The 23,376-nt window shown below is 73.8% G+C and carries 19 protein-coding genes and 1 pseudogene; 12 read left to right on the top strand and 8 right to left on the bottom strand.

Features of this window, described 5'->3' with window-relative positions:
- Window positions 1–6: 6 nt before the first annotated feature.
- From sufU to ABZ567_RS00525, 5 genes and pseudogenes are all read left to right on the top strand, one after another.
- Complete coding sequence (sufU, locus tag ABZ567_RS00545; RefSeq protein WP_360782722.1) at window positions 7–477, top strand: Fe-S cluster assembly sulfur transfer protein SufU; 471 nt, start codon at window positions 7–9, stop codon at window positions 475–477.
- On the top strand, window positions 474–812 hold the full coding sequence (locus tag ABZ567_RS00540) for a metal-sulfur cluster assembly factor (RefSeq protein WP_360782720.1): 339 nt from the start codon (window positions 474–476) through the stop codon (window positions 810–812). The genes sufU and ABZ567_RS00540 overlap by 4 nt, the downstream gene beginning before the upstream one ends.
- 140 nt (window positions 813–952) lie before the next feature.
- Window positions 953–1,445 (top strand): annotated as a pseudogene (locus ABZ567_RS00535) (TetR family transcriptional regulator); the annotation flags it as partial.
- Between the two features lie 55 nt (window positions 1,446–1,500).
- Window positions 1,501–2,484 (top strand): 2,3,4,5-tetrahydropyridine-2,6-dicarboxylate N-succinyltransferase, encoded by a 984-nt coding sequence (gene dapD, locus ABZ567_RS00530; RefSeq protein ID WP_360782717.1) that lies wholly within the window; start codon window positions 1,501–1,503, stop codon window positions 2,482–2,484.
- A 74-nt stretch (window positions 2,485–2,558) separates the two neighbouring features.
- A complete protein-coding gene (locus ABZ567_RS00525; protein WP_360782714.1) occupies window positions 2,559–2,777 on the top strand; it encodes a hypothetical protein in 219 nt (72 codons plus the stop codon).
- On the opposite strand, the gene dapA is transcribed toward ABZ567_RS00525, so the two are convergent.
- A complete protein-coding gene (gene dapA, locus ABZ567_RS00520) occupies window positions 2,756–3,640 on the bottom strand; it encodes a 4-hydroxy-tetrahydrodipicolinate synthase (RefSeq protein WP_360782711.1) in 885 nt (294 codons plus the stop codon). The two genes, ABZ567_RS00525 and dapA, sit on opposite strands and share 22 nt — an antisense overlap.
- 161 nt (window positions 3,641–3,801) lie before the next feature.
- On the bottom strand, window positions 3,802–5,661 hold the full coding sequence (locus ABZ567_RS00515; protein ID WP_360782708.1) for an endonuclease/exonuclease/phosphatase family protein: 1,860 nt from the start codon (window positions 5,659–5,661) through the stop codon (window positions 3,802–3,804).
- 200 nt (window positions 5,662–5,861) lie between these two features.
- Here ABZ567_RS00515 and ABZ567_RS00510 point away from each other — a divergent pair, with 200 nt between their 5' ends.
- From ABZ567_RS00510 to ABZ567_RS00495, 4 genes are all read left to right on the top strand, one after another.
- Window positions 5,862–7,316, top strand: a complete 1,455-nt coding sequence (locus tag ABZ567_RS00510; protein WP_360782706.1) for a hypothetical protein — start codon at window positions 5,862–5,864, stop codon at window positions 7,314–7,316.
- A 292-nt stretch (window positions 7,317–7,608) separates the two neighbouring features.
- On the top strand, window positions 7,609–9,063 hold the full coding sequence (locus tag ABZ567_RS00505; RefSeq protein WP_360782703.1) for an alkaline phosphatase PhoX: 1,455 nt from the start codon (window positions 7,609–7,611) through the stop codon (window positions 9,061–9,063).
- A gap of 42 nt (window positions 9,064–9,105) precedes the next feature.
- Window positions 9,106–9,822 carry a GntR family transcriptional regulator gene (locus tag ABZ567_RS00500; protein ID WP_360782701.1) on the top strand — a complete coding sequence of 239 codons (717 nt, stop codon included), beginning with the start codon at window positions 9,106–9,108 and terminating at the stop codon, window positions 9,820–9,822.
- 46 nt (window positions 9,823–9,868) lie between these two features.
- On the top strand, window positions 9,869–10,885 hold the full coding sequence (locus tag ABZ567_RS00495) for a 1-aminocyclopropane-1-carboxylate deaminase (protein ID WP_360782698.1): 1,017 nt from the start codon (window positions 9,869–9,871) through the stop codon (window positions 10,883–10,885).
- A gap of 23 nt (window positions 10,886–10,908) precedes the next feature.
- On the opposite strand, the gene ABZ567_RS00490 is transcribed toward ABZ567_RS00495, so the two are convergent.
- Entirely contained in the window at window positions 10,909–12,135 is a 1,227-nt protein-coding gene (locus tag ABZ567_RS00490; protein WP_360782695.1) for a TerD family protein, read from the bottom strand.
- A gap of 163 nt (window positions 12,136–12,298) precedes the next feature.
- On the opposite strand from ABZ567_RS00490, the gene ABZ567_RS00485 reads away from it, so the two are divergent.
- Window positions 12,299–13,264: an AraC family transcriptional regulator gene (locus ABZ567_RS00485; protein WP_360782692.1), complete on the top strand. Its 966-nt coding sequence runs from the start codon at window positions 12,299–12,301 to the stop codon at window positions 13,262–13,264.
- Between the two features lie 246 nt (window positions 13,265–13,510).
- On the opposite strand, the gene ABZ567_RS00480 is transcribed toward ABZ567_RS00485, so the two are convergent.
- Window positions 13,511–14,320, bottom strand: coding sequence for an NAD(P)-dependent oxidoreductase (locus ABZ567_RS00480; protein ID WP_360782689.1), 810 nt, complete (start codon window positions 14,318–14,320; stop codon window positions 13,511–13,513).
- 215 nt (window positions 14,321–14,535) lie between these two features.
- On the opposite strand from ABZ567_RS00480, the gene ABZ567_RS00475 reads away from it, so the two are divergent.
- Both ABZ567_RS00475 and ABZ567_RS00470 read left to right on the top strand, forming a co-directional pair.
- Window positions 14,536–15,468: a 5-dehydro-4-deoxyglucarate dehydratase gene (locus ABZ567_RS00475; RefSeq protein WP_360782686.1), complete on the top strand. Its 933-nt coding sequence runs from the start codon at window positions 14,536–14,538 to the stop codon at window positions 15,466–15,468.
- Window positions 15,465–16,598 (top strand): hypothetical protein, encoded by a 1,134-nt coding sequence (locus ABZ567_RS00470; protein WP_360782683.1) that lies wholly within the window; start codon window positions 15,465–15,467, stop codon window positions 16,596–16,598. Before ABZ567_RS00475 ends, ABZ567_RS00470 begins: the two co-directional genes overlap by 4 nt.
- A gap of 71 nt (window positions 16,599–16,669) precedes the next feature.
- On the opposite strand, the gene ABZ567_RS00465 is transcribed toward ABZ567_RS00470, so the two are convergent.
- From ABZ567_RS00465 to ABZ567_RS00450, 4 genes are all read right to left on the bottom strand, one after another.
- Entirely contained in the window at window positions 16,670–19,468 is a 2,799-nt protein-coding gene (locus tag ABZ567_RS00465) for a SpoIIE family protein phosphatase (RefSeq protein WP_360782680.1), read from the bottom strand.
- The gene (locus ABZ567_RS00460) at window positions 19,465–21,531 is read right to left on the bottom strand and encodes a SpoIIE family protein phosphatase (protein ID WP_360782678.1); all 2,067 of its coding nucleotides are present in this window, start codon (window positions 21,529–21,531) and stop codon (window positions 19,465–19,467) included. The genes ABZ567_RS00465 and ABZ567_RS00460 overlap by 4 nt, the downstream gene beginning before the upstream one ends.
- Before the next feature lie 96 nt (window positions 21,532–21,627).
- Window positions 21,628–22,827 carry an MFS transporter gene (locus ABZ567_RS00455; protein WP_360782675.1) on the bottom strand — a complete coding sequence of 400 codons (1,200 nt, stop codon included), beginning with the start codon at window positions 22,825–22,827 and terminating at the stop codon, window positions 21,628–21,630.
- Between the two features lie 119 nt (window positions 22,828–22,946).
- Window positions 22,947–23,333, bottom strand: coding sequence for a hypothetical protein (locus ABZ567_RS00450; protein WP_360784965.1), 387 nt, complete (start codon window positions 23,331–23,333; stop codon window positions 22,947–22,949).
- Window positions 23,334–23,376: the final 43 nt, after the last annotated feature.

Raw genomic sequence — 23,376 nt, 5'->3', positions numbered from 1 at the left:
ATTCTCGTGAAGCTGGATTCGATGTACCAGGACGTCATCCTGGACCACTACAAGCACCCCCACGGGCGCGGTCTTCGGGACGGCGACGCCGAGGTGCACCACGTCAACCCGACGTGCGGCGACGAGATCACGCTCCGCGTGAAGTACGACGGTTCGCGGATCGAGGACGTGTCGTACGAGGGTCAGGGCTGTTCCATCAGCCAGGCCTCGGCGTCCGTCCTCAACGAGCTGCTCGTCGGCAAGGAGCTGGCCGAGGCGCAGAGGATCCAGGGCACCTTCCTGGAGCTGATGCAGTCCAAGGGCCGGCTCGAGCCGGACGACGCGATGGAGGAGATCCTGGAGGACGCGGTCGCGTTCGCCGGAGTCTCCAAGTACCCGGCCCGTGTGAAGTGCGCGCTGCTCAGCTGGATGGCGTGGAAGGACGCGACCGCCCAGGCGCTGGGAGACTCCGACAAGTCTGTGAGGAAGTCGGCATGACCGAGAACGCCGAGGCCACGATGAAGCCGGCCTCCGAGGAAGAAGTCCGCGAGGCGCTGTACGACGTCGTCGACCCCGAGCTGGGCATCGACGTCGTCAACCTGGGCCTGATCTACGGCATCCACATCGACGACGCGAACATCGCGACGCTGGACATGACCCTGACGTCGGCGGCCTGCCCGCTGACCGATGTGATCGAGGACCAGGCGAAGTCCGCGACGGACGGCATCGTCAACGAACTGAAGATCAACTGGGTCTGGATGCCCCCGTGGGGCCCGGACAAGATCACGGACGACGGCCGCGAGCAGCTCCGCGCGCTCGGCTTCAACGTCTGATCCACGGTCACGTGGAGACGGCCGTGCCCTTCGGGGCACGGCCGTTTCGCGTCTCCCGGCGCTACAGGAGTCCGGCCGGCCCCGGGCCCAGGTTCCCCCCTCGCGCAGGCGCTGGTCGACGTGGAGGAGGGCGGTGACGCCACCGCACCACGGCCGCCGAGGCGGACGTGCCGCCCGGCTCGACCACGTACCGCTTCGCCTCCCTCGACGAACTCCTCGTCGCCGCGCTCCACAAGGCCGGCGAGGGCTTCGGGCGGCTGCTGCGCGAGAGCCCCGCCCTCGCCGCGCGGGACACCGACCTCGCGGACGCGCTCGCCCGCCTCACGGGGGAGTGGCCGGACGGCGGACGCGCCCCGCGTGCTGGAGTACGAGCTGTACCTCACCGCTCTGCGACGCCCCGCGCTCCGGCCGGTCGCCGCCGAGTGGACCGAGTCCGTCGTCGCCGCCCTGACCCGCCGCACCGACCCCGCCACCGCCCGCGCCCTGGTCGCCCTCATGGACGGCGTCTGCCTCCAGGTCCTGCTCACCGGCGGCGCCTACGACGAGGAGAACACGCGCGTGATGCTGACGCGGATCCTGAACGAACCACCGAACTCCCCGGTCCGTGGCCTGTCGGAACCGCCGACGCGCTGACCGGGACCTGAGACCGGTTGGCCCGCGCGGGGCCCCGCCGGTTAGGTTTTCCGTCATGACCACTGCTCCTCGCACCACCGGCGCCGTCGCCGCCGGCCTCGCCACCCTTGCCGGCGACGGCACCGTTCTCGACACCTGGTTCCCCGCCCCCGAGCTGACCGACGCGCCCGGCCCCGCCGGTACCGAGCGGCTCACCCCCGACGAGGCCGTCAACGCCCTCGGCGAAGGCGCCGCCAAGGCCCTCGGCGTCGACGCCCGCCGCGGCGTCGAGGTGGTCGCCGTCCGCACCGTCATCGGTTCGCTCGACGAGAAGCCGCTCGACGCCCACGACGCCTACCTGCGGCTGCACCTGCTCAGCCACCGCCTCGTCAAGCCGCACGGCCAGAGCCTGGACGGCGTCTTCGGCCTCCTCGCCAACGTCGCCTGGACCTCGCTCGGTCCGGTCGCCGTCGACGACATCGAGAAGGTCCGGCTCAACGCGCGCGCCGAGGGCCTGCACCTCGCCGTGACGAGCATCGACAAGTTCCCGCGCATGACCGACTACGTCGTGCCCGCCGGTGTCCGCGTCGCCGACGCGGACCGGGTCCGCCTCGGCGCCCACCTCGCGGCCGGCACCACCGTCATGCACGAGGGCTTCGTCAACTTCAACGCCGGCACCCTCGGCACCTCCATGGTCGAGGGCCGGATCTCCGCGGGTGTCGTCGTCGGCGACGGCTCCGACATCGGCGGCGGCGCCTCCACGATGGGCACGCTGTCGGGCGGCGGCAACGTCGTCATCTCGATCGGCGAGCGCTGCCTGATCGGGGCCGAGGCGGGCGTCGGCATCGCCCTCGGCGACGAGTGCGTCGTCGAGGCCGGTCTGTATGTCACCGCGGGCACCCGGGTCACCATGCCCGACGGCCAGATCGTGAAGGCCCGCGAGCTCTCCGGCGCCTCGAACATCCTCTTCCGCCGCAACTCGGTCACCGGCGCCGTCGAGGCCCGGCCGAACAACGCGGTCTGGGGCGGACTCAACGACATCCTCCACAGCCACAACTGACCCGGTGACTCTGCGTCACCGTCGGCGTTAGACAGGCGCAGAGTCCCTGCACGCAGGCAAGGCGAGGAGTCGACATGAGGATCAAGCCCACGGCCGTCGGGGTGCTCACGGTGGTGGCGGTGCTGCTCCAGGCCGGCGCGGCCCGCGCGGACGAGACACACACCCGCAACGGGCCCACCGTGAACAACGGCCCCAGCGTCTTCCTCCATACCGGGCAGATCGACGACCCGCTGGAGGACGTCCTGGAGCACGCGGCGATCCTCGGCAGGACCTACACCACCGACGCCGCCTGAACCAGCCTCTCGTGCGCCGCCCGCAGCCCGTCGGCCGTCTCCCGGTCGGCGGGCTGCAGCGGTTCGCGCACCGGTCCGCCGAGCAGCGCCTTCGCCGTCACCGTGCCGGGCAGGCCCGAGGCCATCATCAGCTCGGCCAGCGGCAGGGTCAGGGCGTTGAGCCGGGTGGCCTCCGCCGGGTCGCCCGCGTCGAAGGCGTCCAGGACGGCGCGGAGCTGACGCGGCGCCACGTTGGCCACCGTGCTGACGTAGCCGGCGCCCCCGACCGCGTACAGCGGCAGGTTCAGCTCCTCACAGCCCGAGTAGTACGCGAGCGGGGTCTCCGCGATCAGCCGGGCCGAGGCCAGCAGGTCGTACGAGCAGTCCTTCACGGCCACGATCCCCGGGTGCTCCGCGAGGCGCCGCATCGTCGCCGGTTCGACGCGGGTGCCCGTGCGGCCGGGGATGTCGTAGACCATCACCGGCAGTCCGGTGGCGTCGGCCACCTTCAGGAAGTGCGCCTCGACGGCCGCCTGCGGGGGGCGGCTGTAGTAGGGGGTGACGACGAGCAGTCCGTCCGCCCCCGCCCGCTCGGCCTGGCGCGCAAGCTCGGCGGTGTGCCGGGTGTCGGCGGTGCCGATGCCGGTGAGGACGGAGGGTCCGGGTCCCACGGCCTCCCGGACGGCCCGGACGAGCGCGGCCTTCTCGGCGTCGGTGGTGGTCGGGGACTCGCCCGTGGTGCCGTTGAGGACCAGGCCGTCGCAGCCGTCGGCGACGAGCCGCACGGCGAGGTCCCCCGCCGCGTCGAGGTCGAGTGCGCCGTCGGGCGTGAACGGGGTGACCATGGCGCACAGGGCGCGGCCGAAGGGGCGTTCAGTGCTCATCCCGGCAGTCTGACCGAACCGGATGGTGAAGGTCCACTTAGATCTGCTTGGTTCGAGAGGTAAGCGGAGCTGAAGGGTGGTGCCGCGTCGGCCCCGCCGGGAACGCGGCGGGACACGCCCGCGCTCAGCCTGAGCGCGGGCGCCTGACCGGCCGGATCGCGCTACGGGCGGAAGCGCAGTACCTGCGGGTCGTGGTCGCTGTCCTGGTCGGCGAACTCCGCGTTGATGTGCACGCTGTCGTACGTGAAGTGACGCACGCCGGGGCTGGTCAGGATCTGGTCGAGAACCTGGCTGTTGCCCTGGTAGACGTACGAGTAGCGCTCGCCGCGCGGCAGCGACTTCACGGCCGGGTACAGCACGCCGCCGTCGGTCAGCGCCCGCGTCGTCTCCGAGAACTCGAAGTCGTTGATGTCGCCCACGACGAGGACGTCGGCCTGCTTCTCCAGCGCGACGACGTCCTTCACGAAGGCGTTCACGGCCTGCGCCTGGAGCAGGCGCTTGGCCTCGGAGGAACGGTTCGGCGGCTGGTGGTGCGAGGTCAGGCCCTCGTCGCCGCCCTTCGAACCGAAGTGGTTGGCGATGACGAAGACCGTACGGCCGCGGAAGACGAACTCCCCCGCGAGCGGCTTGCGGCTGCTCTCCCAGGCGGTGTTCGCCGGGTCGATACGGCCCGGCGAGACGGTCAGGGCGGCGTGGCCCTTGTGGCCCGTCACCGCGGTGGCGGTGGTCGCGTCGCCGCTCGCGCGGTCCGTGAAGGAGACCCGCTCGGGGTTGAAGAGGAAGACCTGACGGATGTTGCCGCCGGGCTCGCCGCCGTCCTTGTTGTTCTCCGGGTCGACCGAGCGCCACTCGTAGGCCGGGCCGCCGGCCGCCACGATCGCGTCCGTGAACTTCTTCACCGTCAGATCGGCGGCGACCGTGCCGTCGTTCTTGGCGCCGGTGTTGTCCTGGATCTCCTCCAGGGCCAGGATGTCCGGCGAGGCGAGGTTGTCGACGACCGCCTTCGCGAGCGCGTCGAACTTCTCCTGCGGGTCGCTCGGGTCGAGGTTCTCCACGTTGTACGTGGCCACGGCCAGCTCGTTCTTGTGCTGCCGGTCCGTGGTCTCGCGCTCCAGGCCCCGGTCGACGACCGTGCCGAGGGTGCGGGCCGTCAGCGTGTAGCCGCCGAACTGGTTGAAGTCGAGCGGGCCCTCGGTCGTGCCGGTCAGCCGGTCACCGACGTTCGCCTCGGGGAACGGCTGCTGGGCGAGCGGGGTCAGCGACTGGATCTGGAGCCGCCCGGTGTTCTGCGACTCGTACGAGCCGTAGACCGTGCCGCCGCGCATGGTGCGGTTCTCCCACGGCTTCACCGTCACCCACAGCTCCGCGTACGGGTCGGTGGCGCCGACCACGCGCGAGGAGCCGATCCGGACGTTGGTGCCCTCGAGGGACTCGTAGTAGTCCAGGGCGTACGCCTCGGGGTCCAGCGGGAGGCCGTTGACGGAGCCGCCGGCCGCCGGGTCGCCCTCGGGGGCGTACGCGTCGGGCACGGACCAGGCCGAGATCGTCACGGGGGCCGGGACGGCGTTGCCCTGCGAGAGTACGGTGACGACCGGCTTCGAGAGCTGCGTGAGCGACTGGTTGCCCGAGTTCAGGCCACCGGGGACGTACTCGGTGACCGTGGCGTTCAGGCTGACCGCGTCACCGACGGCCACCGTCGGGACGGAGCTGGTGAAGACGAAGAGACCCTCGCTGGTCGCCGGGTCCGCGTCGGCCTGGGGGTCCTGGATCCAGAATCCGCGCGAGCCGTAGGTGCGGACGCCGGTGACGATGCCCGTCACGCCGGTGACCTGCTTGCCGACGAGGGGCGAGACACGGGTCGTGCCCTGGATGTCGTGGATGCGGACACCGGCGGCGTCCTCGGCCGCGGCGCTCGACGAACCGCCGAGCAGACCCGCGGCGAGGGCCGAGGCGACGACGGCGGAGACCGCGGCGGATCGCGCCACGGTACGGCCGGCAGATCTCGGTATGGAGGAAGGCATCAGGGACTCCGAGGGTGCTTGGAGGAACGGCAGAATCATCTACGCGCGTCAATCTCTTGGCAGAGCGCCCCACTTGTCAAGGGTCGACGGGTGTACGAAGGCTGACGGATCCGTGAACCGCCGGACGTCCCCCCGGATGCGTCTACGCTGAGAGCCGCTGTTCGAGCCCCCTTCACCCACCCCCCGAGGAGACCCCCGAGATGTCAGCGGAGCACCCCACCCTTCCCCCCGTTCGGCTCCTTGCGGACGCGGAGCTGGCGCGGGACGCCCTGGCCGCCCCCCTCCTCGCCCACGCGGTACGGCTCGCCCGCTGGGCCGGACCCGACACCCGGGTCGACGCGGGCGGCGAACTCGTCGACGAGCAGCTGCCCGAGGCCGTCGAAATCCTGGGCCTCGGCGACGACGAGGACGCCGAGATGTGGGCGGGCGACGCCTGGCGGCTCGCCGTCGACACCGGTCTGGTGGCCGTGGAGGACGGCCAGGAGGCCGAGGAGGGCGACACCGCGGGCCGGGCCGCGCCGGGCGAGAACCTGGCGGTCGTCACGGGCGGTTCGCCCCAGGACGTCCTCGCGCTCTGGCTCGAGGGCTTCGACACGGTCTTCGCCGACGCGGTCGCGCCCGTCCTGGACGACCTGGACGCGATCCTCGACGAGGACGGCGAGATCGACATCGAGTCGCTGGACTGGGACCCCGAGGTGGAGGCCGAGTTCCTCGAAGGCGTCCTCGGCAACCTCTACCTGCTGACCGTCAGCGAGGCCGGACCCGGCGAAGGGCCGGTGCCGCTGCCCGCCCTCGCCGCCTCCATGGTCGTCCCCGACGACATGGGCGAACCCACCGACGACGTTCTGGAGCAGGTCTCGGACGCGATGATGCGGCTCGACGAGCAGTTCCGGCTCCTGGAGCCGATCGGTCTCGTCGACTACCAGCCCGTCGACGAGGCCCTGATGGCCGAGGAGGGCGAGGAGCCCGCGCCGCCCGTCGACGACGAGGACGTCACCCGGTACGGCATGGTCCGGCTCACCCCGCTCGGCCTCTACGGCGTCCGGGCCAGGCTGCTGGAGGCCGGTGTGGACGCGCCCGCCGTCGGCGACCTCGCGGAGAAGGGCGCCGACGCGCTCCTCGACGGGATCGCCGCCTACCCGGAGGCCGCGGCGCGGGAGGAGACCGCCGCGTGGCTGGCCGGACGCGACGGGCTCGGTGCGGCCCGGGAGCTGCTCCACGCCGCGCGCGGCGCGGACGCCGGCTCGCCGCTCCGCCGCCTCCACTGCCAGCAGACGCTCTCGCTGGTCGGCCCGGAGGCGGAGCCCGCGGTACGGGAGGTCCTCGACGACGCGGAACTCGGCGGCCTGGCGCGGGTCTGGCTCGCCGAGCGCGGCGCGACGGACGTGCCCGCGCCGCCGGAGTCGATGGTCTTCTGGCTCGCGGTCGACACGATCGCGGCCCAGCTCGACGCGGACGGCGACCTGGAGGAGCTCCAGGAGCTGATCGAGGGCCTCACCGGCCGCCACAGCGGCTTCTTCGAGGGGGCCTGGCGGGTGGAGCACCCGGCGACGGCGGAGGTCCTGGAGGCGATGGGACGCCTGCACCGGGACAAGAACACGGCCAAGGAGGCCCGCAAGGCGGCGTTCAAGGCCCGCTCCAGGTCGGGGTCCTGACGGCCGGGTAGGTAGGGCGGGTCGGGGCGGACGCCGGGTCGGGTCGGGGCGGGTCAGTAGGCGCGTCGGGCCGGTAGGCGGCGGCGTCGGCGTCGGGTCGGCGGGGCGTCCTGCCGGGGCCGGGGCCCGCGCCCGGGGGTTTCGTGCTCCGGTTCCGTGCCCGGCGTTTCGTGCCCGAGGTCAGTGCCCGGCTTTCGTGCCCGGCGGTGTTCCCGTGGCGTTCAGGCGGTGTTCGTGACGGCGCGGGAAGGTGACCCGCGACATCCGGCCAGCACAGGGAGAACGCCACACCATGCCCCTCAACCGCAGAGAGTTCAGCAAGCAGTCCGCCGTCGCCGGTGCGGGGCTCGCCCTCACCGGGGTCGTCGGCGCGCTCGCCACCGCGCCCGAGGCGCTCGCCTCCGACGACATGGAGGCGTACGGCGGCCACGACCACGGGCATGACCACGCGCACGGCCACGGCCACCGGCTCGGTTACGGACCGCTCGTCGCCGACCCCGAGGGGATCCTCGCCCTGCCCGCCGGGTTCTCCTACCGCGTCGTCACCCGCACCGGTGTGACCCGGCTCGAGTCCGGCGAGTTCACGCCGTCCAACCACGACGGCACCGCCGCCTTCGCCGGGCCGCGGGGCACCACGTACCTGGTCAACAACCACGAGCTCAAGGGCACCCGCGACAAGTGGGCCCACCCCGTCCCGCTCACCGAGGGCCTCGTCTACGACCCCGCCGCGGCCGGCGGCTGCACGGTCGTCGAGGTGCACCGCGACGGCACCGTCGCCGAATGGGTCGGCATCGCCGGCACCTCCACCAACTGCGCGGGCGGCAGCACCGCCTGGGGCACCTGGCTGACCGGCGAGGAGAACTCCGACCGCGCCGGCGTCAACGGCATGACCAAGGACCACGGCTACGTCTTCGAGGTCGACCCGCGCGACCGCCGCGCCAACCGCGACCCGAAGCCGATCAAGGCCTTCGGCCGGTACGACCACGAGGCCGTCGTCATCGACCCGAAGCGCGGCCACGCCTACCTCACCGAGGACGCCTCCAACCCCAACGGGCTGCTCTTCCGCTGGGTGCCGCCGAAGGGCTTCGAGCACGGCCGCGGCAAGCTCCGTACCCTCGCCGACGACGCCGGTGTGCTCCAGGCCGCCAAGTGCATCGACTCCGCGGGCCGCTTCGTGGACGACCTGTCGCGGGCGAGCCGGATCGGCACCGTCTACGGCGTGGACTGGGTCGACGTCCCCGACCGCGACGGCCGCACCACCCCCGTGCGCAAGCAGTTCACGGACGGCCGGGTCACCCGCGGCCGCAAGCTGGAGGGCATGTGGTGGGCCGACGGCGGCGCCTACGTCGTGTCCTCCTACGCGCGCGCGGAGAGCCCCGGCGCCGCGCACGACGGCCAGGTCTGGTTCTACGACCCCAAGCGCCGCACCCTCACCCTCAAGGTACTGCTCGGGGTGAACGCGACTCCCGACGACGAAACCGCGGACGGCGCCTACGACGGCCCCGACAACATCACCGTCTCCCCGTACGGCGGGCTCGTCATCGCCGAGGACGGCGAGGGCGTCCAGCACCTCTTCGGCGCCACCGACTCGGGCCGCACCTACCCGATCGCCCGCAACGACCTCAACGACAGCGAGTTCGCCGGGGTCACCTTCTCGCCCGACGGCGACACGCTGTTCGCCAGCATCCAGAACCCGGGCATCATGGTCGCGATCACCGGCCCCTGGCGGCGCCAGCCGCGTCGCTGACCCCTGGTCGGTTCCATGGACCGACATCTAACATGTCAGTCCATGGACGCATTACGGCCGGTGGGCCGGACCCTGCTGCGTGACCGGGCGTACGAGACGCTGCGCGAGGCCATCGTGCGCGGCGACCTCGCCCCCGGCGCTCCGCTCAAGGACGCCGACGTCGCCGAACGGCTCGGGCTCTCGCGCGCCCCCGTGCGCGAGGCCCTGGCCCGGCTCTGCGACGAGGGGCTCGTCGAGACCAAGCCGCAGAGCTACACCCGGGTCACCCGGCCGGTCAGCCGGATCGTCAGGGACGCCGCCTCGGTGGTGCGGGTGATGCACGAACTCGCCGCCAGGACCGGGGTGCCCCTCCTCGGCCCCGAGGGCGTCCGGGCCATGCGCGCGGCCAACGAGCGCTTCGCGGCCGCCGTCAGGGCCTCCGACGTGGAGACCGCCCTGAGCGCCGACGACGAGCTCCACGAGGTCCTCGTCATCGCCAGCGGCAACCACGCCGCGGCCGCCACGATCGCGCGGTACACCCCGCTGATCCGCCGTGTCGAGCGCCGGCTCTTCGGCGACGCCGGAAGCTGCGGATCGGCCGAGCTGCACGCCCGGCTCATCGACGCCTGCGAGGCCGGCGACGCGGCGGAGGCGGTACGGGTCACCACGGAGATCTGGGCGGCGCTCGAACAGCTCGCGGACGACGCCATCGAGGTGGCCGAGGTCACGGGCATCCCCGGCCCCGCCGCACCCCCGTCGCCGATGTCCCCGCCCCCGTAGCCCCGGGGAACGCCGTCCACGCAGCAGTCACCCACCGGGAGCCGCCTTGCCGATCACCGACTTCGACCGCTACCCGCTCCTCTTCGGACCCTCGCCGGTCCACCCGCTCGAACGGCTCTCCCACCACCTCGGCGGCGCCACCCTCTGGGCCAAGCGCGAGGACTGCAACTCCGGGATCGCGTACGGCGGGAACAAGACCCGCAAGCTGGAGTACCTGGTCGCCGACGCCCTCGCCCGGGGCTGCGACACCCTCGTCTCCATCGGCGGCGTCCAGTCCAACCACACCCGCCAGGTCGCCGCCGTCGCCGCCCGCGCCGGACTGCGCTGCGTCCTCGTCCAGGAGAGCTGGGTCGACTGGCCCGACCCCGTCTACGACAAGGTCGGCAACATCCTGATCAGCCGCCTCGCGGGCGCCGACGTGCGTCTTGTCCGGGCCGGTTTCGGTATCGGCTTCAAGGAGAGCTGGGAGCAGGCCCTGCGGGAGGTCGAGGAGAGCGGCGGGACGCCGTACGCGATCCCGGCGGGCGCCTCCGACCACCGGCTCGGCGGCCTCGGCTTCGCGAACTGGGCGTACGAGGTGGCCGAGCAGGAACGCGCGCTCGGCGTCCTCTTCGACACCGTGGTGGTCTGCTCGGTGACCGGCTCCACCCAGGCCGGCATGGTCGCGGGCTTCGCCGCGCTGGCCGAGGAGGGCGGTCCGGCCCGCCGGATCATCGGCGTCGACGCCTCCGCGAAGCCCGGTCCGACGCACGAGCAGATCACCCGGATCGCCCGGGACACCGCCGCCCTCATCGGGGTCGAGCGGCCGGTGACGGCTGCCGACGTCGAGCTGGACGAGCGCTACCACGCCGGGGAGTACGGCGTCCCGGACGAAACCACCCTCGACGCGATGCGGCTCGCCGCCCGCGCCGAGGGCATGGTCACCGATCCCGTGTACGAGGGGAAGTCGATGGCGGGTCTGATCGACCTGGTGGACCGGGGGGAGATCGGCCGGGACTCGACCGTGCTCTACGCCCACCTCGGCGGCCAGCCCGCCCTCAACGCCTACAGCGCGCTCTTCTAGACACGCGGGCCGAGGCCGGTCGCTCAGAGGGCCTGGGCGGCCGGCTTCACCATGCCCCGGACGGTCCGGGACTTCACGAACTCGCCCAGCGCCGTCATCTCCCACTCACCGGAGAACTGCTTGATCAGCTTGGCCATCATCACGCCGGTCTGCGGCTCCGCGGTGGTCAGGTCGAAGCGGACCAGTTCCTCGTCCGTCGCCGCGTCGATCAGCCGGCAGTAGGCCTTGGCGACCTCGGTGAACTTCTGGCCGGAGAAGGAGTTGACCGTGAAGACCAGACCGGTGGCCTCGGCCGGCAGCCGGCCGAGGTCGACGACGATCACCTCGTCGTCGCCCGCGCCCTCGCCCGTGAGGTTGTCGCCGGAGTGCTTGACCGAGCCGCCCAGGATGGTCAGCTTGCCGAAGTAGCAGCTGTCCAGGTGGTTGCGCTGGGGGCCGTACGCGATGACGGAGGCGTCCAGGTCGATGTCCTTGCCCCGGTAGGCGGGCTCCCAGCCGAGGCCCATCTTGACCTGGGAGAGCAGCGGTCGGCCGCCCTTGACCAGGGACACGGTCTGGTTCTTCTGGAGGCTGACCCGGCCCTTGTCGAGGTTGATCTTGCCGGTGGAGACGGGTGCGGCGGCCGGGCGAGCGGGCGGCGTGGCGGCCGCGACGCGGGGGTCCACCGGGGCGACGGGCGGCGCGGGCGGGGCCGGGGGCGCGACGGGGGCGGGCGGGGCGACGGAGGCCGCCGGGGCGGCGGCGGGCGTGTCGTCCACGGAGACGCCGAAGTCCGTCGCGATGCCCGCGAGCCCGTTCGCGTAGCCCTGGCCGACGGCGCGGGCCTTCCACGCGCCGTTGCGCAGATAGATCTCGACGACCACGAGCGCGGTCTCGGTGGCCAGCTGCGGCGGGGTGAAGGTGGCGAGGACGCTGCCGTCGTCCGCGTTGCGCAGGGTCGCCGTGGGCTCGATGCCCTGGAAGGTCTGGCCCGCGGCGTCCGGGCTCGCGGTGACGACGATCCTCTCGATGCCGGGCGGGAGCGCGCCGGTGTCCACGAGGATCGCGTCGGGGGCGGAGCCGCCGCCGGAGCGGTAGGTGACACCGGGTCCTGACGGCTGGTTGTAGAAGATGAAGTCGTCGTCCGAGCGCACCTTGCCGTCGGCGCCGAGCAGGAGGCCCGAGACGTCGAGCCGCACCGGGGCGGCGACGTCCACCGCCACGCGTGCGACGGTGAGAGGGATGTTCGAGCCGGGGGTCATAGCGGTCATGCCAGGGCTAACGATCCGGGCCCCTTTGCCGTTCCCTTACCCTCGCCGGGTTCGGCCACCTTGATTACCCGCCCGTCCCGGTCGGATCCGGCATATGAATATTCTTTCGACCATGGGTGCAGTGGGGGCGGAGGGGCCTCCGGGACCGGTGGGGGGACACACGGTGGACGGGAGCCGTTTCCGGACGGGGGACGTGGACGAGGCGCGCGAGGAGCTCGACGTCCGCTACTACGCGAGCCGTATGGACGTCGTCGACCGGGAGCGGCGGCCCTTCGCGGCGCGGTTCGACACCGTCGAGCTCGGCCCGTTGGTCATCGGCGACCTGAGCTGCGGGGCCGATGTGCGGATGAGCTTCGGGGAGCTGGGCGCTTACCACCTGAACGCGCCGCTCAGCGGCAGGATGGAGATGCGCCAGGGCGGGGCCCCGATCGTGGCGACGGCCGGGGAGGCGCTGCTCCTCGACCCGGCGGGGGACACCTTCCTCGACCGCTGGAGCGGGGACTGCCGGACGTTGTCGGTGAAGGTCGGGGCGGCCGAGCTGCGCGACCGCCTCGAACGGCTGATCGGCCGCCCGCCCCGGGGCCCGCTGGTCTTCGCGCCCGGCCTGGACATCACCCGCGGGCCGGGTCTGAGCTGGGTCCGCTTCGCCCGTCAGGTCGCCGCGGAGGCGCTCGCCGGCGGCGGCCTCGCCCGGCACGAGCTGGTGGCGCGCCCCCTGCAGGAGGCGCTGCTCAACGGGTTGCTGCTCGCCGCCGAGCACCCGTGGCGGGAGGCGCTCGCCAACCCGGCGGAGCCGCGCCGTCCGGCCCCGGTCAAGCGGGTGATGGACGCGGTGCGGGAGCGCCCCGAGCACCCCTTCACGACCACCGAGCTGGCGGCCCTGGCCCGGGTGAGCGTGCGCCGCCTCCAGGAGTCGTTCCGGGAGTACGTGGGGATGTCACCGATGGCGTACGTGCGCGAGGTCCGTCTCGACCGGGTCCGTGCGGAGCTGCGGGCCGCCGCGCCGGACGAGGTGAGCGTCAGCGAGGTGGCCTGGCGCTGGGGCTTCGGGCATCAGGGCCGGTTCGCGGCGCGCTACCGGGAGAAGTTCGGCGAGTCACCGTCCCGCACCCTGCGCGGGTCTGGCTGAGGGCGGTGCGCGCCGGTCCGCGCTCCCTGGGCCGACCCGCCGCGCAATCCGGACAGCTGCCGCGTTCCGCGGCTCGCGATGATCTTCGTCCGGGCCTACGGTGAGCGGGTCCGGTCTGCCAGCGCGCACCGTGACCCGGGCCCCGGCCGGCTCCCCCGTATCAGTCCGGCCGGGTCCTGCGTACCTCCGCCTCCGTGCCGTCGGCGCGGCCGGTGCGGCCACGGGGCGGGTCCACGCGGTACGCGGTCAGTGCGGCCACCGGGGCGGGTCCACGCAGAAGTGGCCGCCCACGTAGAGGTCGTCGGCGCTGCCCTCGGGCGGGAGGCCCTTCTCGGCGATGAGCTTCTCCGCGTACGCCTCCGAGTCGTCCTGCGGTGCGAAGCCGAGCGCCCGCGCGGTGGAGAGGTCCCACCACGCGCGCGTGTTGGCGGAGGAGCCGTACACCACCGTGTGGCCGACGTCCGGAGCGGTGAGCGTGGCGTGCAGGAGGCGTGCGCAGTCGGCGGGGCTGAGCCACATCGACAGCATGCGGACCGAGGTGGGCTCGGGGAAGCAGGAGCCGATGCGGACGGAGACGGTCTCGATGCCGTGCTGGTCCCAGTAGAGCTGCGCCAGGTCCTCGCCGAAGCACTTGGAGAGGCCGTAGAAGGTGTCGGGGCGGTGCGGGGTGCCGACCGGGACGAGCGGTTCGCCCTCGCGGGGGCGGCGGGTGAAGCCGACGGCGTGGTTGCTGGAGGCGAACACCACGCGCCGGACGCCCTCCTCGCGGGCGGCCTCGTAGAGGTGGTGCGTCCCGGCGATGTTGGCGGCCATGATCTTCTCGAAGCTCGACTCCAGGGAGATGCCCGCCAGGTGCACGATGGCGTCGACGCCCCTGACCGCCTCGCGCAGCGCCGCCCGGTCCGCAAGGTCGGCGACGATCGCGTCCGGCGCCCCGGGCACCGGGGCGACATCGAGGAGGCGGAGCTCGTAGCCGTACGGGGGCAGCAGCTCCCGCATCAGCGTGCCGACGCCCCCGGCGGCGCCGGTGAGCAGGACGGTGCGGGGTGCGGACATGGAGCGGATCTCCTCTGTTGGGTGGCATTCACAACCGTGGACACGCTAGGGAGCGGCCCGAGGGAGCGTCAAGGGTGTGAGATACGGCGGGTTCTGTTCTTGACCGGCCCTTCCGCCCTGTTCTAGCGTGCGGAGCGTCAGTGTTCAAGAATATGGATGACAGTCATAACTGTGCACGCGATGGCCCTGCACGACGGACTTCCCTGGGAGCGCCCGTGACCACTGCCCCGCTCGCCGGCCGGCTCGACGGCCTGCTGTTCTTCCCCGTCACCGCCTTCGCGCCGGACGGCTCCGTCGACCTCGACACCTTCCGCGCCCACGTGCGCGCAGGCATCGACGCGGGCGCCGCGGCCGTCTTCGCCTGCTGCGGCACGGGCGAGTTCCACGCCCTCACCCCCGAGGAGTTCCGGGACTGCGTCGCCGCCGCCGTCGACGAGGCCGCCGGCCGCGTCCCCGTCGTCGCCGGCGCCGGCTACGGCACCGCCCTCGCCGTGCGGTACGCCCGGCTCGCCGAGGAGGCCGGCGCCGACGGACTCCTCGCCATGCCGCCGTACCTCGTCGTCGCCGACCAGGCGGGACTGCTCCGTCACTACACCGAACTCGCCGCCGCCACCTCGCTCGACGTCATCGTCTACCAGCGCGACAACGCGATCCTCACCCCCGCCACCGCCGTCGCCCTCGCCCGCACCGACGGCGTCATCGGCCTCAAGGACGGCCTCGGCGACCTCGACCTCATGCAGCGGATCGTCAGCGCCGTCCGCGCCGAAGGCCTCGACCTGCTCTACTTCAACGGTCTGCCGACCGCCGAACTCACCGGCGCCGCCTACCGGGGCATCGGCGTCACCCTCTACTCCTCCGCCGTCTTCTGCTTCGCCCCCGACCTCGCCCTCGCCTTCCACCGCGCCCTCACCACCGGCGACGACACCACCGTGAACCTCCTCGTCGACGGCTTCTACCGGCCCCTCGTCGAACTCCGCGCCCAGGGAAGGGGATACGCCGTCTCGCTCGTCAAGGCGGCGGTACGCAGGGGAGGCCTGGACGTCGGCGAGGTACGGCCGCCGCTGAGCGAACCCGCCCCCGAGCACATCGACGCCCTCGTCCAGCTCGTCGAGCACGGCCGCGCCCTCCTCAAGGAGGCCGGCGCATGAGGACGGGAACCTTCGTCTACCCCTGGGACGTCGACGGCGACCCCGCCGCGCCCGCGCTCCTCGCCGGGCTCGGCCTCGCGCAGGTCACGCTCGCCGCCGCCTACCACTCCACCCGGGCCCTGACCCCCCGCCACCCCGCCCACCGGATCGTCACCGCCGAACACGCCGCCGTGCTCTATCCACCCGACCCGGACCGCTGGGCGGACCGCCCGCTCCGCCCCCACCCGGCCGGGGAGTGGGCACCCGGCGACTCGTTCGGGCGGGCCGCCGACGCCCTCGCCGCCACCGGTCTCGAGGTGCACAGCTGGGTCGTCCTCGCCCACAACTCCCGCCTCGGCGCCGAACACCCGGAGACCTCCGTCGTCAACGCCTACGGCGACCGCTACCCCTGGGCCCCCTGCATCGCCCGCCCCGAGGTCCGCGACCTGCTCGTCGACCTGGCCGCCGAGGCCGCCGTGCGCCCCGGCGCGGCCGGCACCGAGCTGGAGTCCTGCGGCTGGTACGGCCTCGCCCACCTGCACGCCCACGACAAGACCGGCGGCGTCGCCCTGGGGGAGCGGGAGCAGTACCTGATGTCGCTCTGCTTCTGCGCCTCCTGCCGCGAGGGGTACGGGGACGGGGGTGCCGACCCCGACGACCTGGCCGCCGCCGTGCGCCGCGCCCTGGAGCCGGTATGGGCGGGAACGGGACCCGCGGGCGGACTCGGCGCAGGGGAGGCCCCCGCCCTCGCCTGGCGCGCCGGGACCGCCCGAACCCTCCAGGAGGCCGCCGTCGCCGCCGTACGGGCCGCGGCGCCGCCCGGCTTCCGGGTCCTGCTGCACGCCGACCCGGACCCGTACCGCTGCGGCGCCGACGCCGGCACGGACCCGGCACACGTCCTGGGCCTCGCGGACGGGGTGATCGCCCGCCCGCCCCGGGTCGCGGACTTCGCCGCCCACACCCGCCCCGACACCGTCCTCGCCGCGAACCTCTCCGTCGTCGCCGGCATGGGCGGCGCCCCCGACCGGCTGACCGACGACGCCGAACGGGCCCGCGAAGCGGGCGCGACCGAACTGCGGCTCTACCACGCCGGCCTCGCCTCGGACGAGGACCTGACCGCCGTCCGCACGGCCCTGCGGAAACTCGCCTAGGCCTGTCGGCCGCATCCGTCGGGGCCCGCGGGCCCCGGCGCCCGCCGTTCCGGGGGCGGCGGAGCTCCCCCTCACCAGGCCAGGTCCTCCAGCGCGTCCATGTCCGGCAGCGCCGGCGGCGCCGGCTCACCGGCAGCGCCCGGCCGCAGCTCCGCCCAGATCGTCTTGCCGCGCCGGGCGTACCGGGTGCCCCAGCTCTCCGCGTACTGCGCCACCAGATAGAGCCCGCGCCCGCCCTCGTCCGTCGTCGCCGCGTGCCGCAGATGCGGGGAGGTGCTGCTGGCGTCCGACACCTCGCAGATCAGCGTCCGGTCGTGGAGCAGCCGGACCCGGACCGGATCGGCCCCGTACCGCACCGCGTTCGTGATCAGCTCGCTGAGGATCAGCTCCGCCGTGAACGCCAGCTCGTCCAGCCCCCACTCCGCCAGCTTCGCCGCCGCCGCGTTCCGTACGGGCGACACCGCCGACGGGTCCCGTGCCACCTCCCACTCGGCGATCCGGTCCCGGTCGAGGAGCCGCGTCCGGGCCACCAGCAGCGCGATGTCGTCGCGCGGCGAGGGCGAGAGCAGCGTCGCGAGGACATCCGCGCAGATCTGCTCCGGGGTCCGGTCCGCACGGGCCAGCGTGGACCGCAGAAGGCCGAGCCCCGTGTCCAGGTCCCGGCCCCGGTCCTCCAGGAGCCCGTCCGTGTAGAGGACCAGCTTGCTCCCCTCCGTCAGCCGCAGCTCCGTCGTCTCGAACGGCACGTCCCCCAGGCCGAGCCCCAGCGGCAGCCCCGGCGCGAGCTCGGGGAACTCGACCCGCCCGTCGGGACCCACGAGGGCCGGCCCCGGATGGCCCGCGCTCGCCACCGTGCACAGCCCGGACGCCGGATCGTAGATCGCGTACAGGCAGGTCGCGCCGGTGATGCCCTCCTCCCGCCGCCGCCCCTCGCCCTCCGGCCCCTCCGACCGGTCGTCGATCCGGGCCGTCAGCTCGTCGAGATGCCCGAGCAGCTCGTCCGGCGGTACGTCGAGCGTCGAGAAGTTGTGCACCGCCGTCCGCAGCCGGCCCATGGTCGCCGCCGCGTGCAGACCGTGCCCCACCACGTCCCCCACCACCAGCGCCACCCGCGCCCCCGGCAGCGGGATCACGTCGAACCAGTCACCGCCGACGCCCGCCTTCGCCGGGAGATAGCGGTACGCCACGTCCACCGCGCTCTGATCGGGCAGCACCCGCGGCAACAGGCTCCGCTGGAGCGTCACCGCCATCGTGTGCTCCCGGGTGAACCGGCGCGCGTTGTCGATCGCGACCGCCGCCCGCGCCGCCAGCTCCTCCGCGAACGACAGGTCCTCCTCCCCGAACGGCTCCGGGGTGTCCGCACGCCAGAAGTTGGCCATCCCCAGGACCACCCCGCGCGCCCGGAGCGGCACCGTGAGCAGCGAGTGCATCCCGAAGGCGAGGGCCCGCGCCGCCCCTTCCGGGTCCTGCGCCCGCCAGCCCTCCGCCGCCGCCAGCTCCGCCTCCACCACCGCGTGCCCCGCGTCGAGCGCCCTCGCCATCGGGGTGCTGGGGACGTCGAACCGCACGACGTCCCCGACCGGCTGGAGCGGCTGGTCGGGACGCAGCCCGCTCAGCGCCGTCCGCCGCATCTCCGTCGTCGCCGCCGCGGACCCCGGGGGCTCCTCGCCGCGCAGCACCGGTTCCAGCAGCTCCACTGTCGCGAAGTCCGCGAACCGCGGCACCGCCACCTCCGCCAGCTCCTCCGCCGTCCGTACGACCTCCAGCGTCGTCCCGATCCGCACCCCCGCCTCGTACAGCAGCTGGAGTCGGCCACGGGCCACGGCCGCACGGCCGGTGAGCGCGGCCAGCTCGGTGGTGTCCCGCATCGTCATCACACAGCCGGACTCGTGCCCGTCCGGGATCGTGGGCCGCACGCTCACCGCGAGCAGCCGGTCGCCCGCCCGGTGCACCTCGTCCGTCGCCGACCGCCCCGACTCCAGGAGCTCGACCGTCCTCGGGTCGAGCCCGAGCTCCGACACGTGCAGCCGCTCCGCGTCCGCCGTCAGACCGAGCAGCCGGCGCGCCTCGTCGTTGGCCAGCAGCAGCCGACGGTCTCCGCCCACGATCAGGACCCCTTCGCGCACCGCGTGCAGGACCGCCTCGTGGTGCTCCTTCATCCGGGTCATCTCGGCGGGTCCGAGGCCGTGCGTCTGCCGCCGCAGCCGTCGGCTCACCAGGGCGGCCCCGCCGACGGCGGCCACCAGCGCGCCTCCCGCCGCGCCCGCGAGCAGCGGCAGCCGCCCCTCCACCGCGTCGGCGACGCTCTCCAGCTCGACGCCGCTTGTGACCATGCCGACGATCCGGCCCCGCTCGTCCACCACGGGGACCACGGCCCGCACGGCGTCGTTGGGGGCGCCCCGGAACATCTCGGTGAAGGACTCGCCGTCCACCGTCGCGCGCGTGAGGTCACCGGTCGCCCTGCGGCCGATCAGCTCCGGCTGCGAGTCGGTGTACCGCACCCCGGTCGGGCTCAGGACCGCGATGAAGTCCACCCCCGTCGCCCGCCGGGTGGCCTCCGCCCGGTCCTGGAGCTCCGCCGTCGGATCGCGCGAGGCCAGTGCGTCGTCGACGCCGGGTGACTTCGCGAAGGCCTCCGCGACCGCGAGCGAACGGATCCGGGCGTCGTGCTCGGTGTCGCTCCGCGCCTGGTGCAGGGTCACGAACACGGCCGCCGCGATCACCAGGAGCGCGATCAGCGCCTCCAGGACGAACACCTGCCCGGCGACACTCCGGAGCCCGGTCCTGCCCTCCCGCGTCCGCCGCCGGTCGCGTCCCACGGCCCGGTGGGCGCCGGTGCCTGTGCCGTCGCGCCGGTCGCGGGCCGTCATCCCGTGCTCCGTGCGATGAGCAGCGCCACGTCGTCCGCGGCGCCCGGCCGCCGCAGCGCCCGCAGCAGCAGGTCGCAGGTCTCCTCAAGGGGCCCGCGCGCCTCGTCGAGGAGGCCCACGAGCAGCGCGAGCCGGTCGTCGATGGCCTCGTCGCGGGTCTCGACGAGACCGTCCGTGTACAGCACGAGCACGTCTCCGGGCCGGAAGGGCACCCGGGTCGTACGGAACGTGGCACCGCCCACCCCGAGCGGCAGCCCCGGCGGCACGCCCACCAGCTCGGCCGGTCCGTCCACGGGGACCCGCACCGGCGGCAGATGGCCCGCGTTCGAGATCCGGCACCGGCCGCGGGCCGGGTCGTGCACGGCGAACAGACACGTCGCGATGTAGTGCTCGAGGCCCGCCGTGATCCGGTCCAGATGCCGCAGCACCTGGGCGGGCGCGAGATCGAGGTCCGCGAAGGCGCAGGTCGCGGTCCGCAGCCGCCCCATCGTCGCCGCCGCGTCGATGCCGCTGCCCATGACGTCCCCCACGACCAGGGCCGTCTTGCCGTCGGGCAGCGGGATCACGTCGTACCAGTCGCCGCCGACCTCGCTCGACGCCTGCGCCGGCTGGTAGCGGGCCGCGACCTCGAGCCCCGCCCGCTCCGGCGGCGTGCCGGGCAGCAGACTGCGCTGGAGCGTCACCGCCGAGTTCCGCACGCTCTGGTACCAGCGCGCGTTGTCGATGCTGACCGCCGCCCGCGCCGCGAGCTCCGTCGCCAGCAGCACGTCGTCACCGTCGAAGGGCAGCACGTTGCGGTCCCGCTTGAGGTCGAGCGCCCCGAGCACCTCGCCGCGCGCGATCAGCGGCACCGCCAGATACGAGTGCACCCCGGCCCGGGCGAGCTGCTCCGCCGCCTCGGGGCTCCGCGCGATCCGGGACAGGTCGCCGGGGCCGACGTGCTCCACCAGGACCGGCTTGCCGGTGTGCACGCACCGGGTGACCAGCCGGTCCGCCCCGTACATCGCGACCGCCCCCGGCGGGTCCGCCGCCGGCAGCGCCTCCGTCGGGGCCCCCGCCTTCACCGCCAGCGCCCGGAACAGCTCGGGCCCGTGCTCGGGCGCGCCGGGCCTGCGCAGCGTCAGGACGGAGTCGAGGACGTCGACGGCGGCGATGTCCGCCAGCTCCGGCACCACCACGGAGGCGAGCTCGTCGGCGGTCCGCTCCACCTCCAGGGTGGTGCCCACCCGGGCCGAGGCGTCCGCGATGAGCGCGAGCCGCCGCCGGGACCGGTCCGCCACCGCGTCCGCCCGGTGCCGCTCGGTCACGTCGATCACGGAGACCGCGACCCCGAGGACCCGGTCCTCGGCCCCTTCGAGCCGGTAGAAGGACACCGACCAGGCGTGGTCGCGGTCCGGGTCCGCGGGGGTACGCCCGACGACGGGCCGGTCGAGCAGCGGCGTTCCCGTGGCCAGGACGGTGCGCAGCGCCGACTCCAGGGCCGGCGCGTCGACCAGGGGCAGCATCTCGCCCATCCGCCGCCCGATGTGCTCCGCCGCCGGGATGCCGTTGATCCGTTCCAGCATCGGGTTGACCAGGACGTAGCGCAGGTCGGTGTCCAGGACGGCCAGGCCGATCGGGGACTGGGAGACGAGCCGGTCGGAGAGGGCGAGCTCGGTCTCGACCCGCTCGACGGCCGCGTGGTCGGCGGCGATCCCGAGCGCGTACAGACCGCCCAGGTCGTCGGTGAGCCGCATGTTGCGGAACTCCACGCGCCGGACACTGCCGTCCTTGTGCCGTACGGGGAAGGTGCCGGCCCAGGACGTGCCCGCGCGCAGCACCTCGCCGAAGAGGCGCATCGCCTCCTCCCGGTGCTCCTCGCCGACGATCAGCCGTGCCACGTACCGGCCGAGTGCCTCGTCGGCGCTGAACCCGAAGAGGGCCTCCGCCTGCGGGCTCCACAGCACGATCCGGCCCCGCGCGTCGACCACGATGGCGGCGACCCCGATCACGTCGAGGAGACCCCTGCCGTCCAGGGGCACACCCACCCGCCCCGCTGCCCCCGGGAAGGAACCGGCCGTCACACTGCCCTCCTCCCGCCGCGCGCGCCTCCTTCCATGCTCGCCGCCCGCCGACCCTCCCGCACCGCGAGCGGTGCGGGAGGGTGGGGACCGCCTCCGTCAGCGGGAGCCCCGGAGCGGCTCCGGCCGGGCCCGTGGGGACCGCGCCCGCCCCGGCCGCCCCCGTACCGTCAGTCCCGCCGCCCATCCCGCGCCGGCCACCGCGAGCAGCGGCAGCAGGACCCGGATGTCGACCAGGGCGACCAGGCCGGCGCCGAGCGCGAGGGCCAGTGCGTTCGGGACGAAGACCAGGGTGTTCGCGGTGGCCGCCACCCGGCCCGCCGCGTCCGCCGGGGCCTCCCGCTGCACGGCCGTGATCACCGCGACCAGCACCCACGGCAGCCCCAGGCCGATCACCGCGCTGGCCGCCAGGGCCGTCGCCTCGTACGGCAGCGCCCGTACGCCCACCGCCACCGCGAACAGCGCGAGACCGGCGGCGGCGAGCGCGCGCTCCGGCATCCGGCGCAGCAGCGGGCCGGTGACCAGGCCCGCGAGGACCGAGCCGGCGCCCTGGACGGCGTAGAGCACACCGGCGTACGCGGGGGAGTGACCGAGTCCCCGGTCCACGACGGCGTAGACCGCGGCCCCGTTCACCCCGGCGAGCAGCATCGTGAACGCCCCCGTCGCCACCAGCGGCCGCAGCACCGGCGACCCCCGCAGCAGCCGTACGCCCTCGACGGTCTCCCGCCGCCAGTGCCGGGACCCCGAGCGGTCCTGGCGGGCCTCCCGTACCGGCATCAGCGCGAACACGGCCGCCGCGAGCGCGAAGCTCACCGCGTCGAGGACGGCGACGGGCCCGCCCCCGTACCGGGCGAAGAGCCCCGCGGCCACGAGCGGGGCGATCAGCTTCATCGACTCGTTCGCGGTCATCCGCAGCCCGTTGAACGTGCCGAGCCGCTTCTCGTCGAGGACGGACGCGACCAGGGCCTGTTCCGCCGCCTCATGGACGGCGCCCTGCGTCCCGTACAGCACGAGCACCGCGAACAGCAGCCACACGCGGTCCGCCGAGTCCACCCACAGCAGCAGCGGCAGCAGGGCCGCCATCGCCCCGTCCAGGACGACCAGGAGCGGCCGCCGCCGCACCCGGTCCGCGAGCGTGCCGAGCAGCGGCCCGAGGAGCACGGGCGCCCACAGGGCGAAGGCGGTCAACGCCGCCAGACTGTCGGACCCCGTCAGAGACTTCACCCAGATCCCGGAGACCAGCCACATCGCCGTCGTACCGAATCCGGACACGACGACACCTGTCAGATACCAGCGCATGACCTCACGCTGGCCTCTGAGGAGGCCCCGGCGGATCGGTCATCTTCCCTAGGGAATCGTCCGGTTCCCCAGGGACTCGCCCGGTTTCCCAGCTACTCGTCCGGTTCCCTCGGGGTTCCTCAGGGGGTGTCCCGCACTCCCCGCTTCTCGTACCGCAGCGCCGCCCCCGTCGCCACCGCGCCCAGGCCCTCCCACAGGCCCACGCCCAGGAAGCCGGCCGGGGCGCGGCCCGTGACGACCGCGAGGGTGAAGACCGCGCAGGTGAGGAGCCGGAAGGGGACCGTCCAGCGGAAGAAGGGCTTCCAGTCGGCGAGGGCGGCCAGGACGTAGTAGACGCCCATGTTGAGCGCGGCCATCGAGGACGCCGTGACGAAGACGAGGGTGTGGTCGCCGTCCGCGCGGCCGCCTTCGGGCACGGGCTCGAAGCCCATCACCGTGAGCAGGGCGTCCGGTGCGACCAGGCCCACCACCCCCAGCGCGGCGGCCAGCACGCCGAAGACCGCCATGGTCCAGCCGGAGAGGGAACGGGGCAGGCGCACGGCGGTCCTC

The sequence above is a fragment of the Streptomyces sp. NPDC016459 genome (assembly GCF_040632845.1).
Taxonomy (GTDB): domain Bacteria; phylum Actinomycetota; class Actinomycetes; order Streptomycetales; family Streptomycetaceae; genus Streptomyces.
This window is presented reverse-complemented; position numbering and strand designations above follow the sequence as displayed.